The organism is Alkalimarinus alittae (assembly GCF_026016465.1).
Lineage (GTDB): Bacteria > Pseudomonadota > Gammaproteobacteria > Pseudomonadales > Oleiphilaceae > Alkalimarinus > Alkalimarinus alittae.
On record NZ_CP100390.1, the window covers coordinates 960,503 to 983,081 of the forward strand.

19 protein-coding genes are annotated in these 22,579 nt (G+C 43.5%); 8 read left to right on the plus strand and 11 right to left on the minus strand.

Annotated elements, in window-relative coordinates; all coding sequences use genetic code 11:
* Window positions 1-51: 51 nt before the first annotated feature.
* From prfA to NKI27_RS04220, 3 genes are read left to right on the plus strand one after another with little or no spacing between them, the layout of a single operon-like run.
* Window positions 52-1,137, plus strand: a complete 1,086-nt coding sequence (gene prfA, locus NKI27_RS04210) for a peptide chain release factor 1 (RefSeq protein WP_265048442.1) — start codon at window positions 52-54, stop codon at window positions 1,135-1,137.
* Entirely contained in the window at window positions 1,137-1,970 is an 834-nt protein-coding gene (gene prmC, locus NKI27_RS04215; protein ID WP_265048443.1) for a peptide chain release factor N(5)-glutamine methyltransferase, read from the plus strand. The genes prfA and prmC overlap by 1 nt, the downstream gene beginning before the upstream one ends.
* 13 nt (window positions 1,971-1,983) lie before the next feature.
* A complete protein-coding gene (locus NKI27_RS04220; protein ID WP_265048444.1) occupies window positions 1,984-2,748 on the plus strand; it encodes a HesA/MoeB/ThiF family protein in 765 nt (254 codons plus the stop codon).
* A gap of 23 nt (window positions 2,749-2,771) precedes the next feature.
* Here NKI27_RS04220 and NKI27_RS04225 read toward each other — a convergent pair whose 3' ends face one another.
* Together NKI27_RS04225 and NKI27_RS04230 are read right to left on the minus strand one after the other, a co-directional pair.
* Window positions 2,772-3,569, minus strand: a complete 798-nt coding sequence (locus NKI27_RS04225) for a Crp/Fnr family transcriptional regulator (protein WP_265048445.1) — start codon at window positions 3,567-3,569, stop codon at window positions 2,772-2,774.
* Window positions 3,563-4,534, minus strand: coding sequence for an HPP family protein (locus tag NKI27_RS04230; protein ID WP_265048446.1), 972 nt, complete (start codon window positions 4,532-4,534; stop codon window positions 3,563-3,565). Before NKI27_RS04230 ends, NKI27_RS04225 begins: the two co-directional genes overlap by 7 nt.
* Before the next feature lie 233 nt (window positions 4,535-4,767).
* Here NKI27_RS04230 and NKI27_RS04235 point away from each other — a divergent pair, with 233 nt between their 5' ends.
* Entirely contained in the window at window positions 4,768-5,613 is an 846-nt protein-coding gene (locus NKI27_RS04235) for a LysR family transcriptional regulator (protein ID WP_265048447.1), read from the plus strand.
* A gap of 54 nt (window positions 5,614-5,667) precedes the next feature.
* Here the strand turns inward: NKI27_RS04235 and NKI27_RS04240 are convergent, their stop codons facing one another.
* From NKI27_RS04240 to NKI27_RS04250, 3 genes are all read right to left on the minus strand, one after another.
* The gene (locus NKI27_RS04240) at window positions 5,668-7,050 is read right to left on the minus strand and encodes a PhoH family protein (protein ID WP_265048448.1); all 1,383 of its coding nucleotides are present in this window, start codon (window positions 7,048-7,050) and stop codon (window positions 5,668-5,670) included.
* A 107-nt stretch (window positions 7,051-7,157) separates the two neighbouring features.
* Window positions 7,158-7,622: a CBS domain-containing protein gene (locus NKI27_RS04245; RefSeq protein WP_265048449.1), complete on the minus strand. Its 465-nt coding sequence runs from the start codon at window positions 7,620-7,622 to the stop codon at window positions 7,158-7,160.
* A gap of 72 nt (window positions 7,623-7,694) precedes the next feature.
* Entirely contained in the window at window positions 7,695-8,429 is a 735-nt protein-coding gene (locus tag NKI27_RS04250; protein ID WP_265048450.1) for an START domain-containing protein, read from the minus strand.
* 325 nt (window positions 8,430-8,754) lie between these two features.
* Here NKI27_RS04250 and NKI27_RS04255 point away from each other — a divergent pair, with 325 nt between their 5' ends.
* Window positions 8,755-9,783 (plus strand): DUF2804 domain-containing protein, encoded by a 1,029-nt coding sequence (locus NKI27_RS04255; protein ID WP_265048451.1) that lies wholly within the window; start codon window positions 8,755-8,757, stop codon window positions 9,781-9,783.
* 140 nt (window positions 9,784-9,923) lie between these two features.
* On the opposite strand, the gene minE is transcribed toward NKI27_RS04255, so the two are convergent.
* From minE to minC, 3 genes are all read right to left on the minus strand, one after another.
* Window positions 9,924-10,172 carry a cell division topological specificity factor MinE gene (gene minE, locus NKI27_RS04260; RefSeq protein WP_265048452.1) on the minus strand — a complete coding sequence of 83 codons (249 nt, stop codon included), beginning with the start codon at window positions 10,170-10,172 and terminating at the stop codon, window positions 9,924-9,926.
* 2 nt (window positions 10,173-10,174) lie between these two features.
* On the minus strand, window positions 10,175-10,984 hold the full coding sequence (minD, locus tag NKI27_RS04265) for a septum site-determining protein MinD (RefSeq protein WP_265048453.1): 810 nt from the start codon (window positions 10,982-10,984) through the stop codon (window positions 10,175-10,177).
* 165 nt (window positions 10,985-11,149) lie between these two features.
* Entirely contained in the window at window positions 11,150-11,998 is an 849-nt protein-coding gene (gene minC / locus NKI27_RS04270; protein ID WP_265048454.1) for a septum site-determining protein MinC, read from the minus strand.
* Between the two features lie 273 nt (window positions 11,999-12,271).
* Here minC and dinB point away from each other — a divergent pair, with 273 nt between their 5' ends.
* The 3 genes from dinB (at window position 12,272) to serB (ending at window position 17,070) form a co-directional block, all read left to right on the plus strand.
* The gene (gene dinB / locus NKI27_RS04275; RefSeq protein WP_265048455.1) at window positions 12,272-13,348 is read left to right on the plus strand and encodes a DNA polymerase IV; all 1,077 of its coding nucleotides are present in this window, start codon (window positions 12,272-12,274) and stop codon (window positions 13,346-13,348) included.
* 171 nt (window positions 13,349-13,519) lie between these two features.
* Window positions 13,520-15,811 (plus strand): DNA topoisomerase IV subunit A, encoded by a 2,292-nt coding sequence (gene parC / locus NKI27_RS04280; RefSeq protein ID WP_265048456.1) that lies wholly within the window; start codon window positions 13,520-13,522, stop codon window positions 15,809-15,811.
* Window positions 15,812-15,858: 47 nt separating this feature from the next.
* The gene (gene serB, locus NKI27_RS04285) at window positions 15,859-17,070 is read left to right on the plus strand and encodes a phosphoserine phosphatase SerB (RefSeq protein WP_265048457.1); all 1,212 of its coding nucleotides are present in this window, start codon (window positions 15,859-15,861) and stop codon (window positions 17,068-17,070) included.
* Between the two features lie 79 nt (window positions 17,071-17,149).
* Here serB and NKI27_RS04290 read toward each other — a convergent pair whose 3' ends face one another.
* The 3 genes from NKI27_RS04290 to epmB form a co-directional block, all read right to left on the minus strand.
* Window positions 17,150-19,234: an EAL domain-containing response regulator gene (locus NKI27_RS04290; RefSeq protein WP_265048458.1), complete on the minus strand. Its 2,085-nt coding sequence runs from the start codon at window positions 19,232-19,234 to the stop codon at window positions 17,150-17,152.
* 106 nt (window positions 19,235-19,340) lie between these two features.
* Window positions 19,341-21,143, minus strand: coding sequence for a hypothetical protein (locus NKI27_RS04295; RefSeq protein ID WP_265048459.1), 1,803 nt, complete (start codon window positions 21,141-21,143; stop codon window positions 19,341-19,343).
* A 331-nt stretch (window positions 21,144-21,474) separates the two neighbouring features.
* Window positions 21,475-22,488: an EF-P beta-lysylation protein EpmB gene (gene epmB, locus NKI27_RS04300; RefSeq protein WP_265048460.1), complete on the minus strand. Its 1,014-nt coding sequence runs from the start codon at window positions 22,486-22,488 to the stop codon at window positions 21,475-21,477.
* Between the last annotated feature and the right edge of the window lie 91 nt (window positions 22,489-22,579).

Consider the following 22,579-nt stretch of genomic DNA (forward strand, 5'->3'; position numbering starts at 1 on the left):
CATATAGAATACGGTAACTTGATTTCACAGAATAATGGTAAAAACACTAAGATGAAAGCATCAATAGTTGCAAAGCTGGATAACATTAGTGAGCGCTACGAAGAAATAGCCGCTCTACTTAGCGATCCAGGTGTTATCTCAGATCAGAATAAATTTCGGGACCTGTCTAAAGAATATGCTGAACTAGAACCCGTTGTTAAGTGTTTTGCTGATTATAAGCAAGTAGATAATGATATTGAAGAAGCGAATATGCTGCTTCAAGATGGCGATGCAGATATGCGTGAAATGGCTCAGGAAGAGCTGACTGATGCAGAGTCTCGTAAAGAAGTTTTAGCGCTTGAGCTACAAAAGCTTCTATTACCTAAAGACCCGAATGATACGCACAACGTATTTCTTGAAATACGTGCGGGTACCGGTGGTGATGAGGCGGCTATTTTTGCTGGTGATTTATTTCGAATGTACTCCCGCTATGCCGAAACGCAACGTTGGAAAGTAGAAGTGGTGAGCGAAAGCCTAGGCGAGCATGGTGGTTATCGTGAAATCATTACACGGTTGGTAGGTGATGGTGTTTATGGTCAGTTGAAATTTGAGTCGGGTGCGCATCGTGTACAGCGAGTGCCTGAAACAGAATCACAAGGGCGAATACACACTTCAGCTTGCACGGTGGCGGTAATGCCTGAGGCTGATTCATTAGAAGAGATCGATATTAATAAAGGTGATCTCAGAATTGATACCTTTAGGGCGTCTGGAGCTGGTGGTCAGCACGTAAACAAAACTGACTCAGCTATTCGAATTACTCACTTGCCGAGTGGTATTGTGGTGGAGTGTCAGGATGAGCGTTCACAGCATAAAAACAAAGCTCGAGCGATGTCTCTGCTGCAGGCTAAGTTAAATTCTTCTCAGAAAGATGCCGCGGATAAAGAGCAGGCTGATGCCCGTAAGAGTTTGGTCGGTAGTGGTGATCGTTCGGAGCGAATCCGCACATATAACTACCCTCAGGGGCGTATTACTGACCACCGCATCAACCTTACGCTGTATAAATTGGCAGAAGTGACGGAAGGTGATTTAAACCCTATCATCGAACCGTTGCTGCAGGAGTATCAGGCTGATCTTCTTGCTTCATTAAGCGAAGATTAATGTCTCTCAGTATTGCGGATGCGATTCGTCAGGCAGAAGTACCTGACTCAGACACGCCTGAACTAGATAAAGAAGTATTGCTCTGTCATGTGTTAAACAAAGACAGAGCTTATCTTTTTACTTGGCCAGAAAGAATCTTAGAACAATCTCAATATGATGCCTTTTCGATCTTGCTTGAACGCCGGAATAACGGCGAACCTATTGCTTATTTAACAGGCGTTAGAGAGTTCTGGTCACTGCCACTTAAGGTTCACCCGTCTACACTTATTCCTCGCCCTGATACCGAGCGCTTAGTAGAGGTCGCGCTTGAATTATTGCCTAATAAACCTACAAATGTTGTTGATCTCGGTACCGGTACAGGGGCAATCGCGTTAGCGTTGGCTTCAGAAAGGCCGTTGTGGTCGGTTATGGGAATAGATCAGTCTGAGGAAGCTGTTGAGTTAGCGAAAGACAATGCACGGATTAACGATCTAGACCGAGTGGCCTTTAAGGTGGGCTCGTGGTGTGAAGGGTTAAACCCCGATAGCGTTGACTTGATGGTGAGTAATCCACCATATATTGCTGAAACTGACCCACATTTAAGCCAAGGAGATGTTCGCTTTGAACCCTTATCTGCATTGGTTGCTGCGCAAAATGGCTTGTCGGATATTGTTGATATCGCGCAGCAATCCCGTGTTTGTTTAAGGTTGCAAGGTTGGTTGATTGTGGAACATGGCTTTGAGCAAGCGAGTGATGTGCGGCAGATATTTAAAGATTGCGACTATAGGGATGTAACAAGTTACCAAGATTTATCGGGTAATGACCGCGTCACTGTTGGGTGCTGGTTAGGATGATAGGAAGGTAGTAATGACATTGCGTGATGATTACGATTTTAACGACGAGGAATTATTGCGTTATAGTCGTCAAATAATGCTACCAGCTTTTGATATTGTTGGTCAGTCTCGGCTGGCTTCGAGTCGAGTGCTTATTATCGGATTGGGTGGGCTGGGGTCACCTATTGCACTTTATTTGGCGGCTGCGGGTGTGGGTACGCTGCACTTAGCTGACTTTGATGAGGTTGAATTATCAAACCTGCAAAGGCAAGTTGCGCATACCATGGAAGACTTAGGCAGTAAGAAAGTGGTGTCAGCGCAAAGAGCTGTCGCTCAAATAAACCCCAAAGTTAACGTGATTGTGCAGGCTGAGCGGTTAGACGGTGTCGCATTGTTAGATGCGGTATCTGAGGCAGATGTTGTGATCGATGCGACAGATAACTTTTCAACACGGTTTGCTATTAATCAGGCGTGCGTTAAACATAAAACACCCTTGGTGTCAGGCGCTGCTATTCGAATGGAAGGGCAGGTGTCGGTGTTTGATAGCCGCACGCAGGATGCGCCTTGTTATCAATGCTTATATTCTGATATTTCAGAAGAGCAACTCACGTGCTCTGAGGCTGGCGTAATGGCGCCTCTTGTTGGGATTATTGGTTCTGTTCAGGCGATGGAGGCTGTTAAGGTTATTTCAGGCATAGGGCAGCCTCTTGCCGGTAAATTATTAATACTGGACGCTATGACGATGGAATGGCGTACAATGAAGCTGAAAAAAGACCCGCAATGTAAGACCTGTTCCTAGTCAGGCAAAGATGAATTTATGCGCTAAACAGCGTTGTAATGACAGTCCTCATAATAACAATAGTCACTTGCTAAGGTTGTTTCGGTATTGCGCTTGTGGAGTAATGCTAGCAATGACTGGCTTTCAATTATCTGAATATCACTTCTTTTAACTGTTAAAAAGCCACTCTCTTGGAAGCGAGTGAGAGTACGGCTAATGGTCTCGGCTGTTACAAATAGGTAATGACTAATTTCTATGCGAGACATGGGGAGGTTGAAATGATCTCTTGCATAGTTTTGATGGTGCATTCTTGCCGCAATATTGAGCAAAAAATAAGCGAGTTTTTGGTCTGAGTCTAAATTGCCAATTAACGCGGTTCTGCGGTTGGCTTCTAGCAGCGCTTGCCCCATGAGTGAAGCATGGCACTTTGCCAGTGATAGCGGTGATTCGGGCAGTTGCCAATATTTGTCCATTGGTAAAATGAAAAGGTAGGTCGTGCACAAGGCAACGGCTTCATATGTTGACTTGCGCATGGCGGGGCCATCAAACCCTAGTAGGTCGCCCTGAAGATAGAAACCAAGAATCATGACTCTGCCATTAATATCTGACACCTGTGTTTTTAACACGCCACTCACAACAATGCAGATGGCGCCAGGGTGATCCATGAGTTCAGTAATAGATTCACCCTTTTGAAAAACCTTAAACGAACCGTTCTGATGAAGGCTCTGTTTAAGCTCTTTAGAAAGAGGGTGGGGCCAGGCGATTGAGTCAATTGATTGAGTACGGGCACTATTAATTTTTAATGATATGCCTGTATCATAAGGGCATATTAAATCTAGCATGATTGAGTCTCCTCAGCTGACAACATATGTAATTCTCTGACCCAGTTTTTGTCTTGAAGGATCACAGTATACCGGGCCCAAATAGCAAAGCGGCCTCGCGAGCAGCTTGCTATTTCGCCTTTTCCCATTCCGCTTACCACTTCATAATAGACGTGTTGACCCGAAACTTTGGTCACTTGTCGAATTGACCAATTTAGCCCTAGCTTACCATTACTGTAGCAAACGCCCGCTGAAATAGACTTTGGTGAGATAGTAAAGTCATATGACTGGGTGTGTTGTAGAGCGCGCTCAAAAATATCACTGAGGTCTTCAGCTGAAACATCAATAAATGAATCGAGTTGCTGAAGTGCTGCAGTAAAGTCTTCCTGGGTTAATCCATGAGCTGGTTTGGTGCGCTTATGGGCGCTAATGCGCTGAGACTTTGTGAGTCCATGCGCAGGGTAACGTCTTCTCTTAAATAGATAATTGAACGCTACAGCGGTAAGTAACAGTATAGATACATTGGTTAGAATTGGGTCGATGACAAACCCAAACCCCATGTTATGGATAGGCTCGCCACCGATAACTGCCAATAGTGCGGTCGCCCCTCCTGGTGGGTGAAGGCATCTTAGATAATACATAGCGAGAATAGAGAGCCCAACAGCGGTAGCACTTGCTACAATGACATTGTCAAAAGACTGGAAGCAGGCGACGCCTATAATGGCCGAGATAATATGCCCACCCAGTACCGGCCAAGGTTGTGATAGCGCGCCGTGAGGTACCGCAAATACAAGTACTGCAGACGCGCCGGTTGATGCCACAATAAGGGCGGAAGGTGTAGCGCCTTCAATTCTTAACGATAAGAGATAGACTATCGCAATACCCACTAAGCCGCCTAAAGATGAGATTAGTTTTTCCAAATGGGACGTGGTGTTTTGCTCAACCCCTAACACTAGGGCTATTTCTCGTAACCAATAATTTGTCATGTAAAACAGGTGCCTTATCTAAAGTCTCTGATTAAGTTAGGTTAAATTGGGGTGTTAGCTTTAGCAGTTGCTCGTGAGGATTGGCTTTGAGCGGCACTATTATGGAGCGCTCGCACCAAAATACAGCGTGTCTAACAGAAAGGCAGCAGTCTATAGTTGATGTTAATAGTTGTATAATGAATATATTTAAATAAACAATTCAATATTATTGATATTAAAATACGGTAGAAATCATGGATGTCGAATTAGCTCGAACGTTTCTTGAAATAATGAGTGCTGGTAGTTTTCTTGAAGCTGCTGACCGTTTGCACGTTACGCAAACGGCTGTTACTGCACGAATAAGTAGTTTGGAGGCAAAGCTAGACTGTAAGCTGTTCGTAAGAAACCGGTCGGGCGCCAAACTCACGCCCGATGGTGAGCGTTTTGTTGATTATGCTACGTCGCTGGTGCAGTTGTGGGATAGAGCCCAAATAGAAATGAAACTACCCTCTGGTGTAGATACTCGGCTCTGTATTGGTGGGGAAACGAGCCTGTGGACACCACTAATGGTCAATTGGGTGTTATGGGCTCAAAAGAATATAGAAAATATCGCCTTGCACACTGAAGTTGCCGACCCTGAGAATTTGATTGAAAAGCTCGGTAAGAATAGTCTTGATGCCGTTATTGTTCATCGCCCTAATTATTACTCTGGTTTTGTTGTTGAACAGTTAATGGAAGAAAAATTAATACATGTGAGGTCTGTAAAAAATCCAACGCCTGACCTTTTTGTCGATTGGGGCCCAGCGTTCCGCGATCAATTTGATGCAGCACTGCCCCAACCAAGACAGACTACTTACTCGTTTAACTTTGGACCTCTCGCGCTACAAGTATTGCTGCAGAAGGGGGGGAATGGTTATTTTCGTACACGGGTAGTTAAGCAGTATATTGAGCGGGGTATGCTAGAGCGGGTGCCTGGCGCGCCTGAGTTTACTCACCCTGTATACTTACTCTATAGGCAAGGAGAAATGACGGAGAGCTTACAAAAAGCACTAATGGGGTTAAGGCTGTTGGCAAGCGAAGATTCGCGCTGGTTTCTTTAATGCTAGGTTAAAGGACACCACTGCAAGCGAGGTTGTTCGCTTGCAGTGGTGTAATTAAAGGTTAGCTTCCGCAAATTCCGCTAATATCGAACGAGGTACACCCTTTAGGTGAACGTGTCCGCCATGTTTGAACCGTTTAAAACGTTCCGTCATATAGGTTAAGCCAGAGCTTAGTGGGCTGAGGTAGGGGGTATCAATTTGTGCAAGGTTGCCTAGACAGATGACCTTGCTGCCAGTGCCTGCACGGGTAATAATGGTTTTAATTTGATGGGGGGTTAAATTTTGAGACTCGTCAATCAGTATTAAGCTGTATTGAAAGCTTCGCCCTCGTATATAGTTTAAAGACTTAAATTGAAGCGGAACCTTGTCGAGTATGTACTCGACGCTACCATGAGTGTTTTCATCGTCTTGGTGAAGTGCTTCGAGGTTGTCTGTAATAGCACCAAGCCAAGGTTCCATTTTCTCGGTCTCTGTGCCGGGAAGGAAGCCAATATCTTCATCCAAACCTTGAACGCTTCGTGTAGCAATAATGCGTTTGTATAGTTTGCTGGCCACTGTCATTTCTATGGCTGCGGCCAGTGCTAGAATTGTTTTTCCTGAGCCGGCTGCTCCGGTGAGATTTACTAAGTGAATATCGGGGGAGAGTAATAAATGAAGCGCCACTGCTTGGTAGATGTCTCTTGGGGTTAGTCCCCATGCTTCTTGTTGCATGAGCTCATCTTGGCGAATATCTTCTAATACAATTTTTTCATCATCAAGTTCAATAACCTTGCCTACAAAACCTTGCTCGTCAATAACAAACTCATTGATATGTAAATTTGAAAGTACTCCGTCGCGTTTAAGAATATGCTCGGTGACACCTTCACGCTGTATGGTCTCAACCTTGTCGATGTTATCCCAGAATGAGTTTTTAAATTCAGTGTAGCCAGAGGGAAGAAGCTCTACGTCGTCTACTAATTGGTCGTTATGATAATCTTGTGCTTCAACGCCAAACCCTCTCGCTTTCAAGCGCATGTTGATGTCTTTGCTGACGAGAATTATTTCAAGATTCTTATGAAGTGATTGAAGGTCTGCAAGGCTATTAATAATTTTATTGTCGTTGAGGTGATCTGGTAGGTGGGGGCCTTTGCCATCTATGGGGTGCATTAATATTGAAATGGTCCCCAGTGGGTCGGATTTTTCGGTACGTTTAATCGGTACGCCTTTTTCAATTTGGTTGGGGGTGGCGTTACCCAGCAGTTGGTCAATCATGCGTATTGCTTGTCGGCAATCAGCGGCAATCGATTGCTTTACAGATTTGAGCTTGTCGAGCTCCTCTAGGACGGTCATAGGGATGATGACCTGATGCTCTTCGAAGCTTAAAAGAGCGCTCGGGTCGTGAATGAGGACGTTGGTGTCGAGTACGTATGCTTTTTTCTTATTTCTGCTTACAGCCATACAATAAATACCTCTATGAGCACAATGTTGGATTAAGCTAGTGGGTTATGTGAACAACGTATGTTATGCCATTATTGAGAGTATGCGGTTGCTGCAGTGTTAAGGTTTTATTGTGCATCCGCGATGACTTTTAATAGGTCGTAGGTTGTTATAATGCCTGTGACTTCACCTGCATGAATGACGAAAACCCGATGAAGATGTTCATCCATCATTAGCTCAGCAATTTCTTTTACGGGGGCGTCTTCTTCTACAGAAAAAACAATGGGCGTCATTATGTCTCTTACTTCAACAGGGACATTGATCATCTCTTCGAAGATAAACTGTTTGAGGCGGCGAGCCTCTTTTTGGTCTTCTTCAGTCATCCTCTTTTCATGTTCACTTGATACATTATTCAAATGAAAGTCGGCAATATCTTTTAGGGTCGCAATGCCAATGACATCACCCGCTTCGTCAATAACAGGGCTTCCGCTGATTTCGTTGTCAGATAAGAATTTTGCAAATTTTTGCATGGTCCACGATTGAGGGACCGATTTAACATGCGGAGTCATGATGTCGCGTGCGACAGGGGTCATTGCGAGTTCCTTTTCATTTATGCCTATTATCTGCATTCTAACCCTAGGGTGAAACTTTGAAAAGCAGCAAGTTTAAGGTGTTGCTGTTTGTTGGCGAGATAACGTTGAATCTACGCCGATAATCATCCCTTGTGAATCAAATAAGATGTTCGCATCTTGGTATTTAGGTGACTGAGCAGCACGCTCTAGTGCCTGAAGTGATTGAACTGGAATATCTACAATCAGTGCATTTACTAACCAGCCAGGAAGCATGCCGCCTGGTTCTGTGTGCTGTAGCCAAGTCATTTTAGTCTTGTTGTCTTCGAGTGGCTCAAACGAATAAATGGTTTGAGCAACATGTACTCTTTCATATTCGTCACTAATCGCTTTTTTATGGTCTGTTGCATTCATATGCATATAAATTATGCCGCTTTTAGGGTCATTGCTTGTCTTGATATGAAGTACGTAGTCTCTATCTTTGAATGGCCAGGGCATATCGTTGACAGAATAAGCATAGCGATCGTTAAAGCTTTTTTCATCGAAGGCGCTCGCAACGGTGCAGCCTAATACCCATTCCATACACGATTTAGGGTTAGCCATAACCGCCATCAGGTTGTTTATTGGAGCATCAATAATGGTAACGGCTTTAAACGCTTTGAAGTTGGAGTTGGGGTGTGGGCGAGTGTATATAGTAATACTACCCTCTGTTGTTTGCTCTTCCCAGTCTGGGGCATCCATAGGCACCTCGCTAGAAATAGCGAAAGAAGAGGCAATGGTCGTTGTTAGTGCAAGTATTATTGAAATAGCAGATAAAAAAGAACGAGTCATAATTAAACTTTATTGAGGGTTAAAAATTAGGTTCAGCATTGTATAACTAGCTTAAGTGCAAAAGCTCGAGTTATATCAGCGACCGACTGCAACCTATGAGTTATTAGCACCTGATAAATAAAGGCAGTCGAGTCTAAATCGGACAAAATCAGCTAATTAACATATAGATAGCAGGTGGATTTTATCACTGACTGAAGGTTATAAATGATAATTCATATACATTTTGGTAAAAATGTTCGAGTTTACCTTGGCCGTTAGTTGGAGAACGTGTCCAATTAAATAATAATGATCAGATATATTGAGCACTGACTATAAAGGGGGTCTAGTGAAAAAGCCTACGACAACGTTAATTCAAGATAATGGCAGTCCTATATTCGGTGAAATACATCTGCCGGTTTCTGAGGTTAACTACCTAAAGTACGATCTAAGAACCCCGATGGACAAACCTATTGAAGGTGTTCGTAAGCGAATGGCGTTTAATCAGTTTCAGTTTATTGGCGTGATGAGTGAAGACATTATTGCGGGTATTGCGATTGTTGATTTGAAGTTGGTCAGTAATGTGTTTGTCTATGTGTATGATTTGAAAACAGGCGTTCTTGTTGAGAAAAGTTTATTGCAGCCGCTGTCTATCGGAACAATTATTGAAACCAGGCCTGATACGGGAAAAAGCGTGTTTAAACAGCTAGGAAGTAAGGTTGAAATCACAACAAACGAGAGTGGTAGTGAGCGCTATATAGCGGTTAGTCTTGGACGAAATATATCGATAAATGCGACGATGTTTCAGCCTCAAGAGTATGCCCCACTAAGAGTTTGCTCAAAAGCGGGCTATAACGGTTGGGTTTACACTCAAAAAACCGCGGGGTTGGCGGTTAAAGGGGTGATTCGCTGTAGCGGAAAAGAGTACATTTTGTCACCCGAAACGTCTTCAGCGAGTTCGGACTGGAGCTGTGGGTTTATGCGCAGAGAAACCGCCTGGAATTGGGCAAGTTTTTCTGGGATGTTGGCTGATGGGCGGCGCGTTGGGCTTAACTTGGCGGCAGGTGTTAATGAAACGGGCGTAACTGAAAACTGTCTGTGGGTCGATGGCACTTTAACTAAACTTAATATGGCGATTTTTGAGTTTGACCGCTACCAACCCGAAAATTCATGGCAGGTGAGAACAACAGATGGTCTTTTAGCGCTTACGTTTCAGCCGATGGGAAAGCGAGAAGAAAAGATTAATGCATTAGTTATTGCTTCAAACTTCAAGCAAGTATTTGGCTATTTTAGTGGATGGATGATTGATTCATCAGGCGAAAAAATAGCGCTTGAGCGCATTCCAGGCTTTATGGAAGATCATTATGCTAAGTGGTGATTCAGCTGTGAAGTACGATCTTTTGAAGTACGATCTTTGGTAGGAGAGAGCTGCGATGCGATAGTGTGGATGTTAACACTATTGCGCCAAAGTGACGCTCCTACCAAGCGATGTAAAGGACAATCAAAAAGTAATGACTATCAATCGGGCAAAGTTACATTGAGCTCTAGCACTGAACAGTTACCGTTGTTATCCAGTTGAACTTGGACTTGATCTTGGTCGATGGCTACATACTTGCGAATAACGGCTAAGATTTCCTGCTGAAGCTCTGGCAGGTAGTCAGGTTGGTCACGCTTTGTACGTTCATGGGCGACAATGATCTGTAACCGCTCTTTGGCGATCGACGCAGTGTTTGTTTTCTTTGTTTTGAAGTAGTCGAAAAAACTCATTATTACCCCCTAAACATCCTTTTAAAGAACCCTTTTTTCTCGACTTCAAGGAAACGATGTTCGCGCTCTTCCCCTAATAGTCGGTCTACAGCATCTAAGTATGCTTGGCCGGCATCACTGGTTTCATCCAATATAACTGGAACACCTTGGTTTGAGGCACTCAAAACAGTTGGAGATTCAGGAATAACACCTAATAATTTGATGGCTAAGATGTCTTTCACATCTTCAACGCAAAGCATTTCACCCGTTTCTGCACGAGCGGGGTTGTAGCGTGTTAGCAGTAAATGCTCTTTTACTGGCTCTGAACCCATTTCAGCTCGTTTGGACTTGCTTTGTAAAATGCCCAAAATGCGGTCTGAATCTCGAACCGAAGAAACTTCTGGGTTCGTCACGATGATGGCTTCGTCTGCATAATAAAGCGCCATTTGTGCGCCATGCTCAATACCCGCTGGTGAGTCACAAATGATAAACTCAAAACGCTCAGCCAATTCATTGAGAACGCGCTCAACCCCTTGTTGTGTTAGCGCATCTTTGTCGCGTGTTTGAGACGCAGGCAAAATAAATAGGTCGTCAATGTGCTTATCTTTGATAAGCGCTTGGTTGAGCGTTGCTTCACCGTTAATTACGTTAACGAAATCATACACAACGCGACGCTCACAGTTCATGATGAGGTCAAGGTTTCGTAGGCCCACATCAAAGTCAATAACGACAGTTTTGTGCCCGCGTTTTGCCAGCCCCGTTGCAATGGATGCACTAGATGTTGTTTTACCAACACCTCCTTTGCCTGATGTAATAACTATTATCTTAGCCAATGTTTATTTCCCGTTTGTCATGGTTAATCGTTGCTGATTGTCCCTATCATTCTTTTTCGCACACTAATCAGGTTTTATACTTGGATCTGATTATAAGGCGAGCCTATTGTGCTTAATGCTATCATCCTATGAGTGCAGCACTTACAACAGAGTGCCGACTCGATCTTATTCTACTAATGCTTTTACTGTTAATGTTTCATCGGAAAGATGAATTTGAGCTGGTTTCTTCCAACTCCCATTTTGTAAATCTTCGCTGATTTTATACTGTCCTGCAATGGAAACAAGCTCTGCTTCTAGACTGTGGCAAAAAATGCGTGCTTTGGTGTTTCCTTTAACGCCTGCCAATGCTCGACCTCTCAGAGGGCCATACACGTGAATATTACCGTCAGCCAGTATTTCTGCTCCGGCGCTAACTTGAGCAAGTACGATTAAATCGCCATTTTGGGCATAGACTTGCTGGCCTGAACGGACAGGTTGATAGATAATACGCGTTTCGTGTGATTTCACTTCTACGACTTCAGCGTCTTCTGCTGGCTGAGCCGTCTTTTCAGTTGGTTGAGTGTCTTGCGTTTCTGAGTTAGCGGATGTGGCATCTTTTATCTCCGCTGTTTCGGTTGCCGCAACAATGTCTTCAATTGCGTGTACGGCGGCTTGCTCAGCCTCTACGGGCGAGGTTTTTTCTTTCTGTGCTGGCAATGTTGCTAAGCCTGCAAGTTTAGCCGCTATCTGCTGAGTTTCACTCCCCCCTCGCACTGCAATAGGTTTAACTGAGAAGGTGCTACAAATTCGAATTATCTTCTCAAAATCTGCGGGTCCCTTGGAACCGTCAAATTTTGCCAAGCCAATAACGACAGGCAAGTTTTTAAAGAAATCGGGGGCTTGCTCTGTTTTTGCGGCTAGCTCAGCTGAAAACTGAGACGGCTCGAAATAGCTGAGTTCTAATACGGTTAGCGGAAGCAGGGAGCCTTTTAACTGTAGGCAGCTTGCTTGAGATGATAGTGCGGTTGAATTCATGGATTAGTCCTAGCATTCGTCCCTGATACGCCAATACCTTAACGGATATTTCCGAGAGTGTTTGGCTGAACGTTATTATGTGTAATATGACGCTTATGTTAACACGAACATAAAAAAATATGAGGCTTCTTTTAACGGCAATGATTTTTTCTTCTGGCTGTGATTGTAAGCTTATTGATGGGGCACTTAATGCTTAAAAGTGGCCTAGTTGACTGTATAAAAAAACAGTATATATTGTGGGTTAATGTAGTATTACCTTAGAGATCGTGATTAATGGGTAAACGAAAGATAATTCACTGCGACTGTGACTGTTTTTATGCCGCTGTTGAGGTCAGAGACAATCCCTTGTTGCGTGGTCGGCCATTAGCAGTAGGTGGTTCTCCCAATTCTAGGGGGGTTATCGCAACGTGCAGTTATGAGGCAAGAGCGTTTGGTATTCATTCAGCAATGTCGTCTGCAAGGGCAGCCCAGCTATGCCCAGATTTAGTATTTATAAAACCTGATATTGCAAAATATCAGGTGGTCTCTAAAGGTATTCATGAGGTATTCAAACAATATACCGATCTTATCGAGCCGTTGTCCCTTGATGAAGCGTACCTTGATGTAACTGATTCTCCATTTTTCGCTGGCAGTGCAACACTCATCGCTGAAGACATACGTGCAAAAGTGAGTCAGCAATTAGGCATTACTATTTCTGCTGGTGTGGCCCCCAATAAATTTCTCGCCAAGGTTGCCAGTGACTGGAATAAACCCGACGGTCTTTTCGTGATTCGCCCTGAAGATGTCGCTTCATTTGTTGTTGCGTTAGATGTTTCAAAAATTAATGGTGTTGGCAAAGTGACTAAAGCAAAGCTTAACCAAATGGGAATAGAGACGTGTGGCGACTTGCAAAACGTAGGTGAGGCGGAGTTAATACAGTCGTTTGGGCAGTATGGAACTCGCCTATTTTCTGTTGCTCAAGGAAAAGATGATCGGCCGGTACAAACGTCTCGAGTGAGAAAATCGATATCTGTAGAGCATACTTTCTCAGAAGACTTGAAAGATATTGTGTCAATTATTGATCGGTTGCCAGTATTAATAGATGAGCTAAGGGCTAGGTGTGAGCGTAAGCTAGGACAAGATCGCGTCATCGCAAAGCGGTTTGTGAAAGTAAAATTTTTTGATTTCACACAAACAACACTCGAACACAAAATAGAAACCGCTCATGAAGAGTGGGACTCTAATGATATCTATCGCACACTGTTAGAAGCCGCTTGGGCGAGGGAAGGTAAGCCCGTCAGGCTTTTAGGTGTGGGGGTTAGGTTGAGTGTTAGAGAAAATGTGGCGGGTCGGCAGCTATCTTTACTGTAAAGAATATCGATAATTATAAAATTCTTTTGGTTGCTGTTTTATTGATGTGTTCTGATGCCTATAATGAGTGCAGTTCACGGCATTTTGATGTCGCTCGGTAATGTTTTGATCTTCCATATATAAGAGTAGTGACCAACCATAATAATGAAAGCAGGTTTCTAAGGGTAATTCATGACAACGATTATTGATCAACTGGATGAAGGTGTTGAGCGGGTATCGCTTAAAGAATATACCGAGAAAGCGTATCTCGATTATTCGATGTATGTCATTCTCGATCGTGCCTTGCCTCATATTGGTGATGGGCTAAAACCGGTTCAGCGTCGTATTGTGTATGCGATGTCAGAACTCGGGTTAAAATCAACCGCTAAGTATAAAAAATCAGCAAGAACGGTCGGTGATGTATTGGGTAAGTTTCACCCTCATGGTGATAGTGCCTGCTATGAAGCCATGGTTTTAATGGCGCAGCCGTTTTCATATCGTTATCCATTAGTTGACGGTCAAGGTAACTGGGGCGCACCAGATGACCCGAAATCATTTGCTGCCATGCGTTATACCGAATCTAGATTGGCGCATTATGCCGATACCTTGCTAAGTGAATTAGGCCAGGGGACTGTTGAATGGGGGCCTAACTTTGATGGCACAATGGAAGAGCCGTTAACATTACCTGCACGACTCCCCAACTTGTTATTAAATGGTACTACAGGTATTGCTGTCGGGATGGCGACTGACATCCCACCTCATAACCTGAGAGAGATGGCATCTGCTTGTGTGCGTCTACTTGATGAGCCTTCTGCAACTACGGAGCAACTATTAGAGCACGTAAAAGGCCCCGATTTTCCAACGGGCGCAGAGCTTATTACACCTCAAGCAGAGCTGCAAAAGATATATGAAACCGGTCGTGGTTCATTACGCATGCGGGCGGTATTTAATCAAGAAAGTGGTGATGTTGTCGTCACAGAGCTTCCGCATCAGGTGTCGGGAGCCAAAGTACTTGAGCAAATAGCCGCACAAATGCAGGCTAAAAAGTTACCAGTGGTGGCAGATTTACGAGATGAATCTGACCATGAGAACCCTACACGCTTAGTGATTGTTCCCAAGTCGAACCGCATTGATATTGATGCACTCATGGCGCACTTATTCTCAAGCACCGATCTTGAAAGAACCTACCGTGTGAACATGAACGTTATTGGTATTGATGGTCGGCCAGCCGTTAAAGGGTTGTTGACCCTCTTAACAGAATGGCTTCGCTATCGAACTGACACTGTCAGAAGGCGACTACAGTATCGACTTGATAAAGTTCTTAAGCGGTTGCACTTATTAGAAGGTTTGTTGACAGCCTTTCTTAATATTGATGAAGTTATTCATATTATTCGTACCGAAGATGAACCTAAATCTGTGCTGATGCAGCATTTTGATCTTACGGATGTTCAGGCGGATTATATTCTTGATACCAAATTGCGCCAGTTAGCGCGTTTGGAAGAGATGAAGATTAGAGGCGAGCAAGACGAACTCGAAAAAGAAAGAATTTACCTAGAGAAGATACTGGGCTCAGCGCAACGCTTAAAAACATTGGTCAAAAAAGAATTGATTGCTGATGCTGAAACGTTTGGTGACGATCGTCGTTCACCCATTGTTGAAAGAGCTGAAGCAAAAGCATTTTCAGAGGCAGATTTAGTTTCATCTGAACCTGTAACGGTTGTTTTATCCGATAAAGGGTGGGTGCGATCAGCAAAAGGGCACGATATAGACCCTACAGGTTTAAGCTACAAGGCGGGCGACAGCTATGCGCTATCGGCTAAAGGGCGAAGTAATGAAGGGGTCGTGTTTCTTGACTCTACTGGTCGAGCTTATACACTGCCTGCCCATAGCCTGCCGTCAGCGAGAGGTCAGGGTGAGCCGCTGACGGGGCGAATTAATCCCCCGTCAGGTGCAACCTTTAAAGGGGTTGTGATGGGCAATCAAGATAGTAAGCTGTTGATGATGAGTGATGGTGGCTACGGTTTTGTAACCAGCGTGGCAGACCTTCAGAGCAAAAACAAAGCCGGTAAAGCCGCTATAAGCTTACCTAAAGGTGCAGAAGTGATGATGCCGGTACCGATTGACGATGCTGCCAGCCAATATTTGGTTGCTGTGAGTAATGAAGGGCGGATGTTGGTATTTCCTGTTCGAGATCTACCAGAGCTGTCAAAAGGTAAAGGTAATAAAATCATTAGCATCCCTTCTGCGCGAGTACAAAGTCGTGAGGAGTTAATGACATTAGTGACGGTTTTCCGCGAGGAAGATCGCTTGGTTATTCACTCAGGCAAACGCCACTTAAAATTACGTTTTAGTGATTTAGAGCACTACCTTGGTGAGCGAGGACGGCGAGGTCATAAGCTGCCAAGAGGCTTGCAAAAAGTTGATCGAATTGAAGTGATTTCAAATCGACCAGACGATGCTGAAGACGAAAATGATGCGGACTGAGCTGAATAACCGTATTTAGCTAAGCACTAACTGATAAGGGTCAACGTGTGAACGAAATAGTATTAATTAATGTATCGGGCCAAGATAAGCCAGGGCTGACCTCTGAAATTACTGAAATAATGGCTCAGTATCAGATCAGAATCCTGGATATCGGGCAAGCGGTCATACATGACCACTTAACGTGGGGGATTTTGATTGAGCTGCCAAAAGAACAGTCTTCATCCCCGCTGCTTAAAGATCTTTTATTTAAAATGCATGAATTAGGACTGCCTGTTCGTTTTGAACCGGTATCTAAAGAAGAATATGAAAACTGGGTAAAGGGTAAAGGTAAGGCGCGATATATTGTGACGTTGCTTGCTCGCTCTATTACTGCTGATCAGATTGCTCAGGTTTCAAAAGTCACGGCTAATAACGGTTTGAATATTGATAATATTACTCGTTTATCTAGCCGTCCGCCGGTTGAGATAGATGAGAACCAGAGCCAGGCATGTATTGAGTTTTCAGTGCGGGGCACGCCCCCAGACCTTGATCGACTCCGTGCCGAGTTCCTTCAAATTGCCAGCAAAATGAATGTTGATATTGCCTTTCAAGAAGACTCGGTTTTTCGTCGTAATCGTCGATTAGTCGTGTTTGATATGGACTCAACCCTTATTGATGCTGAAGTTATTGATGAGCTGGCAAAAGAGGCCGGTGTTGGTGATCAGGTTATTGAAATCACTGAGCAGGCAATGCGAGGTGAAATTGAGTTTACTGAGAGTTTTGCACGCAGAGTGGCGTTATTAAAAGGGCTAGATGAAACGGTACTGGCTAAAGTCGCTGCCCGCTTAAAGCTAACAGAGGGCGCGGAACGACTTATTGGGACGCTCAAGGGCTTGGGGTATAAGACTGCAATACTATCAGGCGGATTTACTTATTTTGCTAACAATCTCAAGCAGAAACTGGGTATAGATTATGTTTATGCTAATGAGCTTGAAATAGAAAACGGCAAAGTAACAGGCAGGGTGACAGGGCAGGTTGTTGATGGTGCACGCAAGGCTGAGTTGTTGTTAAAAATAGCGGAGAAAGAAAATATTCAGCAGCAGCAGGTGATTGCCGTTGGCGATGGCGCGAATGATTTACCTATGCTGAGTCAGGCCGGTCTTGGGGTTGCGTTTAGAGCGAAGCCATTAGTCAAAGAGAGTGCAAAGCATTCAATTTCAACCTTGGGGTTGGATGGGATTCTTTACTTGATTGGCTTCAGAGATAGTGAGACTGAATAACGTTATTGAAAAGCATTCAGGTTGCATAAGACTATAAACACAATCGCGCCACGTTGGCGCGATTTTTTTAACTCGTTATTTACTCTTCACTAAAGTCATAGTTCATTTCAGTAGTAGGGGCTTGCAGATAGTAACCTTGAATATAGTTAACACCTGCTTGCCATAAGGTAGAAAGAATAGATGCATTTTCTACTAACGGTACGATAGTGAGTTTGCCCTGAGCTTGCAGAGACTTAATCATCTCTTTTATTTGCTCGCGGGTTTCTTCATCTTTTTGAATTTCATCGGTAAATGATCCATCAAGTTTAACGTAGTCAGTGTCGACGTGCTTTAGCGTATTGAACGGGTTTAATGCGCAACCAAAACGACTAATCGACATCTTACAATGCAGCTCTTTTAGCCCTTTTGAAAAATCTTTTGCTTGCTTCATATAGGTAACCGCATCAGATTCGCTGATTTGGAATATTAATGAATCACCGGGTAGCCTTGCGGCTTTGAGTGCGACACTTAACCAAGGCATAAAGGTCTGATCTTGGATTGTTTCTGCGGTTAAATTCAGAACCAACTTTGTTTGGTGGCCTTTAGAACGGTGGCTGCTGAGGTGTTTGATCGTCTGCAAGATAACCCAACGGTCAATTTTGTTGGCCATTTCTGAAGGACCAGAGGGGGGTAAAAAGTCATAAGGCGATACTTCGTTGCCACCGTTATCGTACATTCTTAGGTATGCTTCGTAGTGCTCATCACTTTCACCTCTTAAGCTGATAATTGGCTGAAATAATAGCTTGAAGCGGTTGTCGTCTAGTGCTTTTTGCAGGCTCGAAACCGTTGTTTCATTTTCATCTCCGGCGATGATCTTTTGGGTGAAAATAACAACGCCATTACCACTTTCGTGCCCTTCTACGTCTCTTACGCTATCGGAGGCGCTGTGAGAACGCCCGAGTAGATCTTGTGCTTTAGGTGATGCGTCATTGATTAACGCTACGCCGATGCTAGTGGTAACCTGAATCGTGCGCCCAGATACGTCGGACATGTGGTTCTCTACTGCAGCACGCACTTTTTCGGCTGTTGCTTGAGCTTCTTGGTCATCCTGATTCATAGCCAGTAGACCGTAAGCGTCATCGCTGATACGTGCTAATGTCCAGCCTTCTTCAGTCTGCTCACGTAGCACATTGGCAATATCGCTGAGTACTAAGTCTGCGCCAGCAATACCGACGTTTGACTTGATCTGAATAAAACTGTCGAGTGCGATATAGTAAAGGGCGCCTGTTTGCTCTTTATCAACGGCCAACTCTATTGCGTCATTAATCTTGTCCATCAGGTATTGACGGTTATAAAGGCCCGTTAACAGGTCTTGGCTGCTAATCTCTTTTAATCTTTCTTCTAGTTCAGCGCTATCTTGTTCGGGTCTAACAACAATTTGTGTACAGGGCTCGCTGTCATAGGTGGCTACCGAGAAAGACATGTTGACTTTAACTTCTGAGTCATCGCTTCGTCGCGAGACGCAAGTGATTTGTTTTTGCTCTTCTTCGCCTTCGTTATATAGTTTGGTTATTTCTTTAAATTCATCTTGGCTTTCTTGCGTTAAGGTATCTAACACGGGAATACAGATGAGCTCGTCTATATCGTCGTACCCAAGGAAGTCCATATATGAGCTGTTGGCATATATGTGCATGCCATCATTAATATAGGCTATGGCGTCTTTTGAACTGTCTAGTAGTAACTGGCAACGTTTTTCAGCTTCTCTAAGATGTACTTCAATGGAGCGGCGGTTTCTACGCTCATAGAGGTTGTTGAGCTCTCTATTGATTGCCAGTACCAGGTGCTTACGGTCTTCGAAGGGGATAACGTCTTGAGCGCCGGCTTTCATGTAGTTGACAATTTGATCGTCGTCTAATTGCTTGTTTAATACAATAAATGGAATATCTTTATCGAGGCGTTTAATGTGGGAAAGCGAAGCTAAAGCCGTAAATTCCGTTTCTTCTTCTCGAGCGAGGAAAAGGTCCCATGAGTGTTCTTTGAGTGACTCTAATAGGTCTTCTTCTGAGGTAATACGGTGTGCTCGGGTTGCTCGTCCTGAGTTTCTTAGTAGGCTGACCATCTCTTCCGCATCATTTTGTGATTGATCTAAGATTAGAAGGTGGACTGTTTCGTTTTTCTTTCGCATCAACTCTACTTCTATAAGATTATAGGGTGTTATTTATTAGAAATATGATTCGTGAACTTGAAAGAGGGGCGCGACCCCTCGGTTTTATATTTCTGCTTTATTGAGGTTATAGCGATGGCCATAAGGAATCAAAATCATCCTCCCCACCGGTTTTGGTCGCTTTGGGTAGTTCGGTAATGGCTGTGCCTGAAAATATCTTTAATTCGAACTGACTAAAGCTACCTGTGGCAGCAACGCGCCTGTTAAGTTGGCACTTGGTTTCTTCACCCTGTTGGTTGAGTAGTATCCTTTGACCAGTCTGAAAAGGCAACCTGGGTGTAATAAGTGTTGCCGCTTGACTGATGGCTGAAAGCTCTGGTAACAGCAACCCTCGTAGGTATTCGCTATTGTCACCTGTTTTTTGAATGAGTTGCACGCCGCAGGGTTGTGCTGAGGGTGCTAATAACTCAATACCAATTTGAGTACCGTGCTGTTTAACCTGTCGAATCCAGCGTATAACGGCGACACTCCAAGGGTGTGACTCATTTTCTCGAATGCCTAGGATTTCACCCGCTTGAATATTTCCAGGGATTTCGCCTAGCCACTGCAAGCAGTAACCACCAGGGCTGGTATTAATGAGTGGTGTGTCATAATGCTTGAAGTTGGGCTTTTTCGTTTTTTCTTCATCGTAAATAGAGCGAGTGAAGTTAACTGGAATGCTAGCATGCTCTTCAGTATCTGAACCACCGGCATCAAAAGCACCCGACCAAGCGTCATTTTGTTTTTTGCTACGATGCAGAAAGATATTGTCGCTATCTTGCTCAATATTTTGTTTGATCAGGTTCTGTAATAGCTGAGTATTAAAGTCGACCTCTCCTGAACAAAAGTAATGAGCTGCACTTAAGCCTGCACACAGCTGCAAGTGGCCCTTGCTAGACATACGTTTGAAATTACGTTTGGTTAAAATGCCGAGTGCTTGTGCAAGGTGAGCGACTAATTGATCTTGGATGTTTTTTGGCACTTCAATAGGAGATTCATCCTGATCCTTGCGACCTTTAGTCGAGAGGTAATCTGCTAAATACTGCACTAATGTTGAAGTATCGAATCCGTAAAAATGATCTGTTAATGAATCATGAAGAAGGCTCCGATAGATCGGTGGCGCATCATTTTCCATATTTAGAACAAATGTTGAATTTGATGAGTAGTATTGGCCGATGTCAGTGTAAGACGCCCAAACTTCAAATGCATCATATATTTGAGCCAAGTCACTCTGTCGTAATTGATTAGTTTTACAGCAGCCAACAAGTAATAGTCTTTTGTATGCGTCTTCAATGCTTGTTTCAATTTTACTGGTGTTTTGCTCGTCTTTTATCGCGTACTTCAGTAAATCGGATGATTCAGAAAACTTAAAAATAGAATGAGCTTCAAGCCAAACGCCTTTTGGGCTGGGGCAATACAGCTGAGATGATCGTAATACTGTACGGCTATATATACTGATGACCCTATGACATGCAATCGCGAGATTTTTCTTGGCTTTTTCGTTTTTAGGTTGCTCTGAATTTTCAACAATGACTATTTTGTAGCCGGTTGCTAAGTGTATTTGCAGTGCTTGTGACAAGTTAGCTATCTTGCGCTGCTTCTCAGGCAAAATAATAGGCTGATTAAGGTAGTGCTTAGACAGTTCATTACAGACATATTGAATAGCTGGGCGTACAAGCTCCAATAATTGACTGCGTGTTTGCGAGTTGATGATAAGCTGGTTTAGCTCAATGATGGCATGATATAGCTGGCGTGCAGTCTCACCAATGTTCGCCATTGGGAGTGAGCTAACCCACTCTTCTATGTGATTCGGTGTTGCATCGCAAAAAGAAAGGGAGGCCAGGCTCTGTTCTGGGATATTTAGATTGAGTTTATTTACCTGGCTAGTCATCAAAGAACACCATATTTATCATACAAAATACACAGCACCACCTTTGGAGAGTAAAAAGAATCTCGGCAATGGCAGAAATTTGTTGATGCATCAGTAAAGTTGCTACGCAACTATCTATAGAATACAAGCACCTATCGAAAAGAATAGCAGAGATTTGCAAAGTGTCAGCAAAAACTAGTTGATGCTCTGATATTAATCTCAAATAGATTATATTTTTCATTCTTTTACTTTTTGAACAACTAATAGTATTGCATTTTTACCAGAAATTCATGCCTGAGTTGATGTTAAATGCGCAAATCTTTAGTTAATTTCATTCATTTGTTTGAGTAATCTACTCCAAATATAAGTCCAAGGGCGTTTTTGAGGCTTTATGGGGTATTTCAGCAACTAGTTTCGGTACTAAGTAACCAGGTAGTGAGGCCAGTAGGTCTGTGTATATTTCATTTATTTTTGTTTGAGAGAGGTCGAAATGAGCGGCGCCTTTGATTTTGTCCAACCGGTGAAGGTAGTACGGAAGAACCCCTGCATCAAATAAATCTTCACTGAGACTCGTTAATACCTCAGCGTTATCATTAACGCCTGCTAATAACACCGATTGATTGAGAACCAGAGTCCCGGTTTCTTTGATTTTCTTAATGGCCTGCTTCACATATTGATCTATTTCGTTGGGATGATTGATGTGAAGGACCATGATTTTTTGTAACTGAATACTTGAAAGCCAGCGAATAAAAGATTCATCAACTCGTTGCGGTATAACAACGGGTAAGCGGGTGTGAATTCTGAGCCTTTTTATATGGGGGATTTGGCTGATTTGTGTCGTTAACCAGTGCAGTTGTTTATCATTGCTGACCAGCGGATCTCCGCCACTTAAGATGACTTCATTTAATTCAGAGTGCTGATGGATATAGTCGATAGCGCTTGACCATTGTTCTTTTGAAAGCCTGTTATCTGCGTAAGGAAAATGCCTTCGAAAGCAATATCGACAATTGATAGCGCAGGAGGCGCCTGAAACCAATAGTACTCGGCTCTTATATTTGTGTATGAGCCCTGGTATGGCATTATACGTATCTTCAGATAGCGGGTCTTTTGAATAATCTGGCGGTGATATAGCCTCCTGATGGTCGGGTAAAACTTGTTTTAACAGTGGGTCATCGATGTTACCTTTTTCTATTCTCTGCAAGTAAGGCTCGGGTACAAATAGCTTAAAATCATTGTTGGCATTACTCGAAATGCTCGAAATTGGGATGTTTAAGTGATCTGAGAGCTGTTTAGGCGAAGAAATTGCATTAGAAAGTATTTCTTTCCAGCTAGGAACTTCGACAGCATCAAGGGTTCGCGGTATCATTAGCTAGTTTCCATAACAACATTTATAAGCAACGTTTATGAGCGTTATCTGAATACAGAAAAATAGTGCGCATAAATTTTATCGTTAATAT

Bases quoted from the DNA above. Each gene is read 5' to 3' on its own strand.
- prfA (WP_265048442.1), top strand. From the start codon at position 52: ATGAAAGCATCAATAGTTGCAAAGCTGGATAACATTAGTGAGCGCTAC.
- prmC (WP_265048443.1), top strand. From the start codon at position 1,137: ATGTCTCTCAGTATTGCGGATGCGATTCGTCAGGCAGAAGTACCTGAC.
- NKI27_RS04220 (WP_265048444.1), top strand. From the start codon at position 1,984: ATGACATTGCGTGATGATTACGATTTTAACGACGAGGAATTATTGCGT.
- NKI27_RS04225 (WP_265048445.1), bottom strand. From the start codon at position 3,569: ATGCTAGATTTAATATGCCCTTATGATACAGGCATATCATTAAAAATT.
- NKI27_RS04230 (WP_265048446.1), bottom strand. From the start codon at position 4,534: ATGACAAATTATTGGTTACGAGAAATAGCCCTAGTGTTAGGGGTTGAG.
- NKI27_RS04235 (WP_265048447.1), top strand. From the start codon at position 4,768: ATGGATGTCGAATTAGCTCGAACGTTTCTTGAAATAATGAGTGCTGGT.
- NKI27_RS04240 (WP_265048448.1), bottom strand. From the start codon at position 7,050: ATGGCTGTAAGCAGAAATAAGAAAAAAGCATACGTACTCGACACCAAC.
- NKI27_RS04245 (WP_265048449.1), bottom strand. From the start codon at position 7,622: ATGACCCCTGTCGCACGCGACATCATGACTCCGCATGTTAAATCGGTC.
- NKI27_RS04250 (WP_265048450.1), bottom strand. From the start codon at position 8,429: ATGACTCGTTCTTTTTTATCTGCTATTTCAATAATACTTGCACTAACA.
- minE (WP_265048452.1), bottom strand. From the start codon at position 10,172: ATGAGTTTTTTCGACTACTTCAAAACAAAGAAAACAAACACTGCGTCG.
- minC (WP_265048454.1), bottom strand. From the start codon at position 11,998: ATGAATTCAACCGCACTATCATCTCAAGCAAGCTGCCTACAGTTAAAA.
- dinB (WP_265048455.1), top strand. From the start codon at position 12,272: ATGGGTAAACGAAAGATAATTCACTGCGACTGTGACTGTTTTTATGCC.
- parC (WP_265048456.1), top strand. From the start codon at position 13,520: ATGACAACGATTATTGATCAACTGGATGAAGGTGTTGAGCGGGTATCG.
- NKI27_RS04290 (WP_265048458.1), bottom strand. From the start codon at position 19,234: ATGCGAAAGAAAAACGAAACAGTCCACCTTCTAATCTTAGATCAATCA.
- NKI27_RS04295 (WP_265048459.1), bottom strand. From the start codon at position 21,143: ATGACTAGCCAGGTAAATAAACTCAATCTAAATATCCCAGAACAGAGC.
- epmB (WP_265048460.1), bottom strand. From the start codon at position 22,488: ATGATACCGCGAACCCTTGATGCTGTCGAAGTTCCTAGCTGGAAAGAA.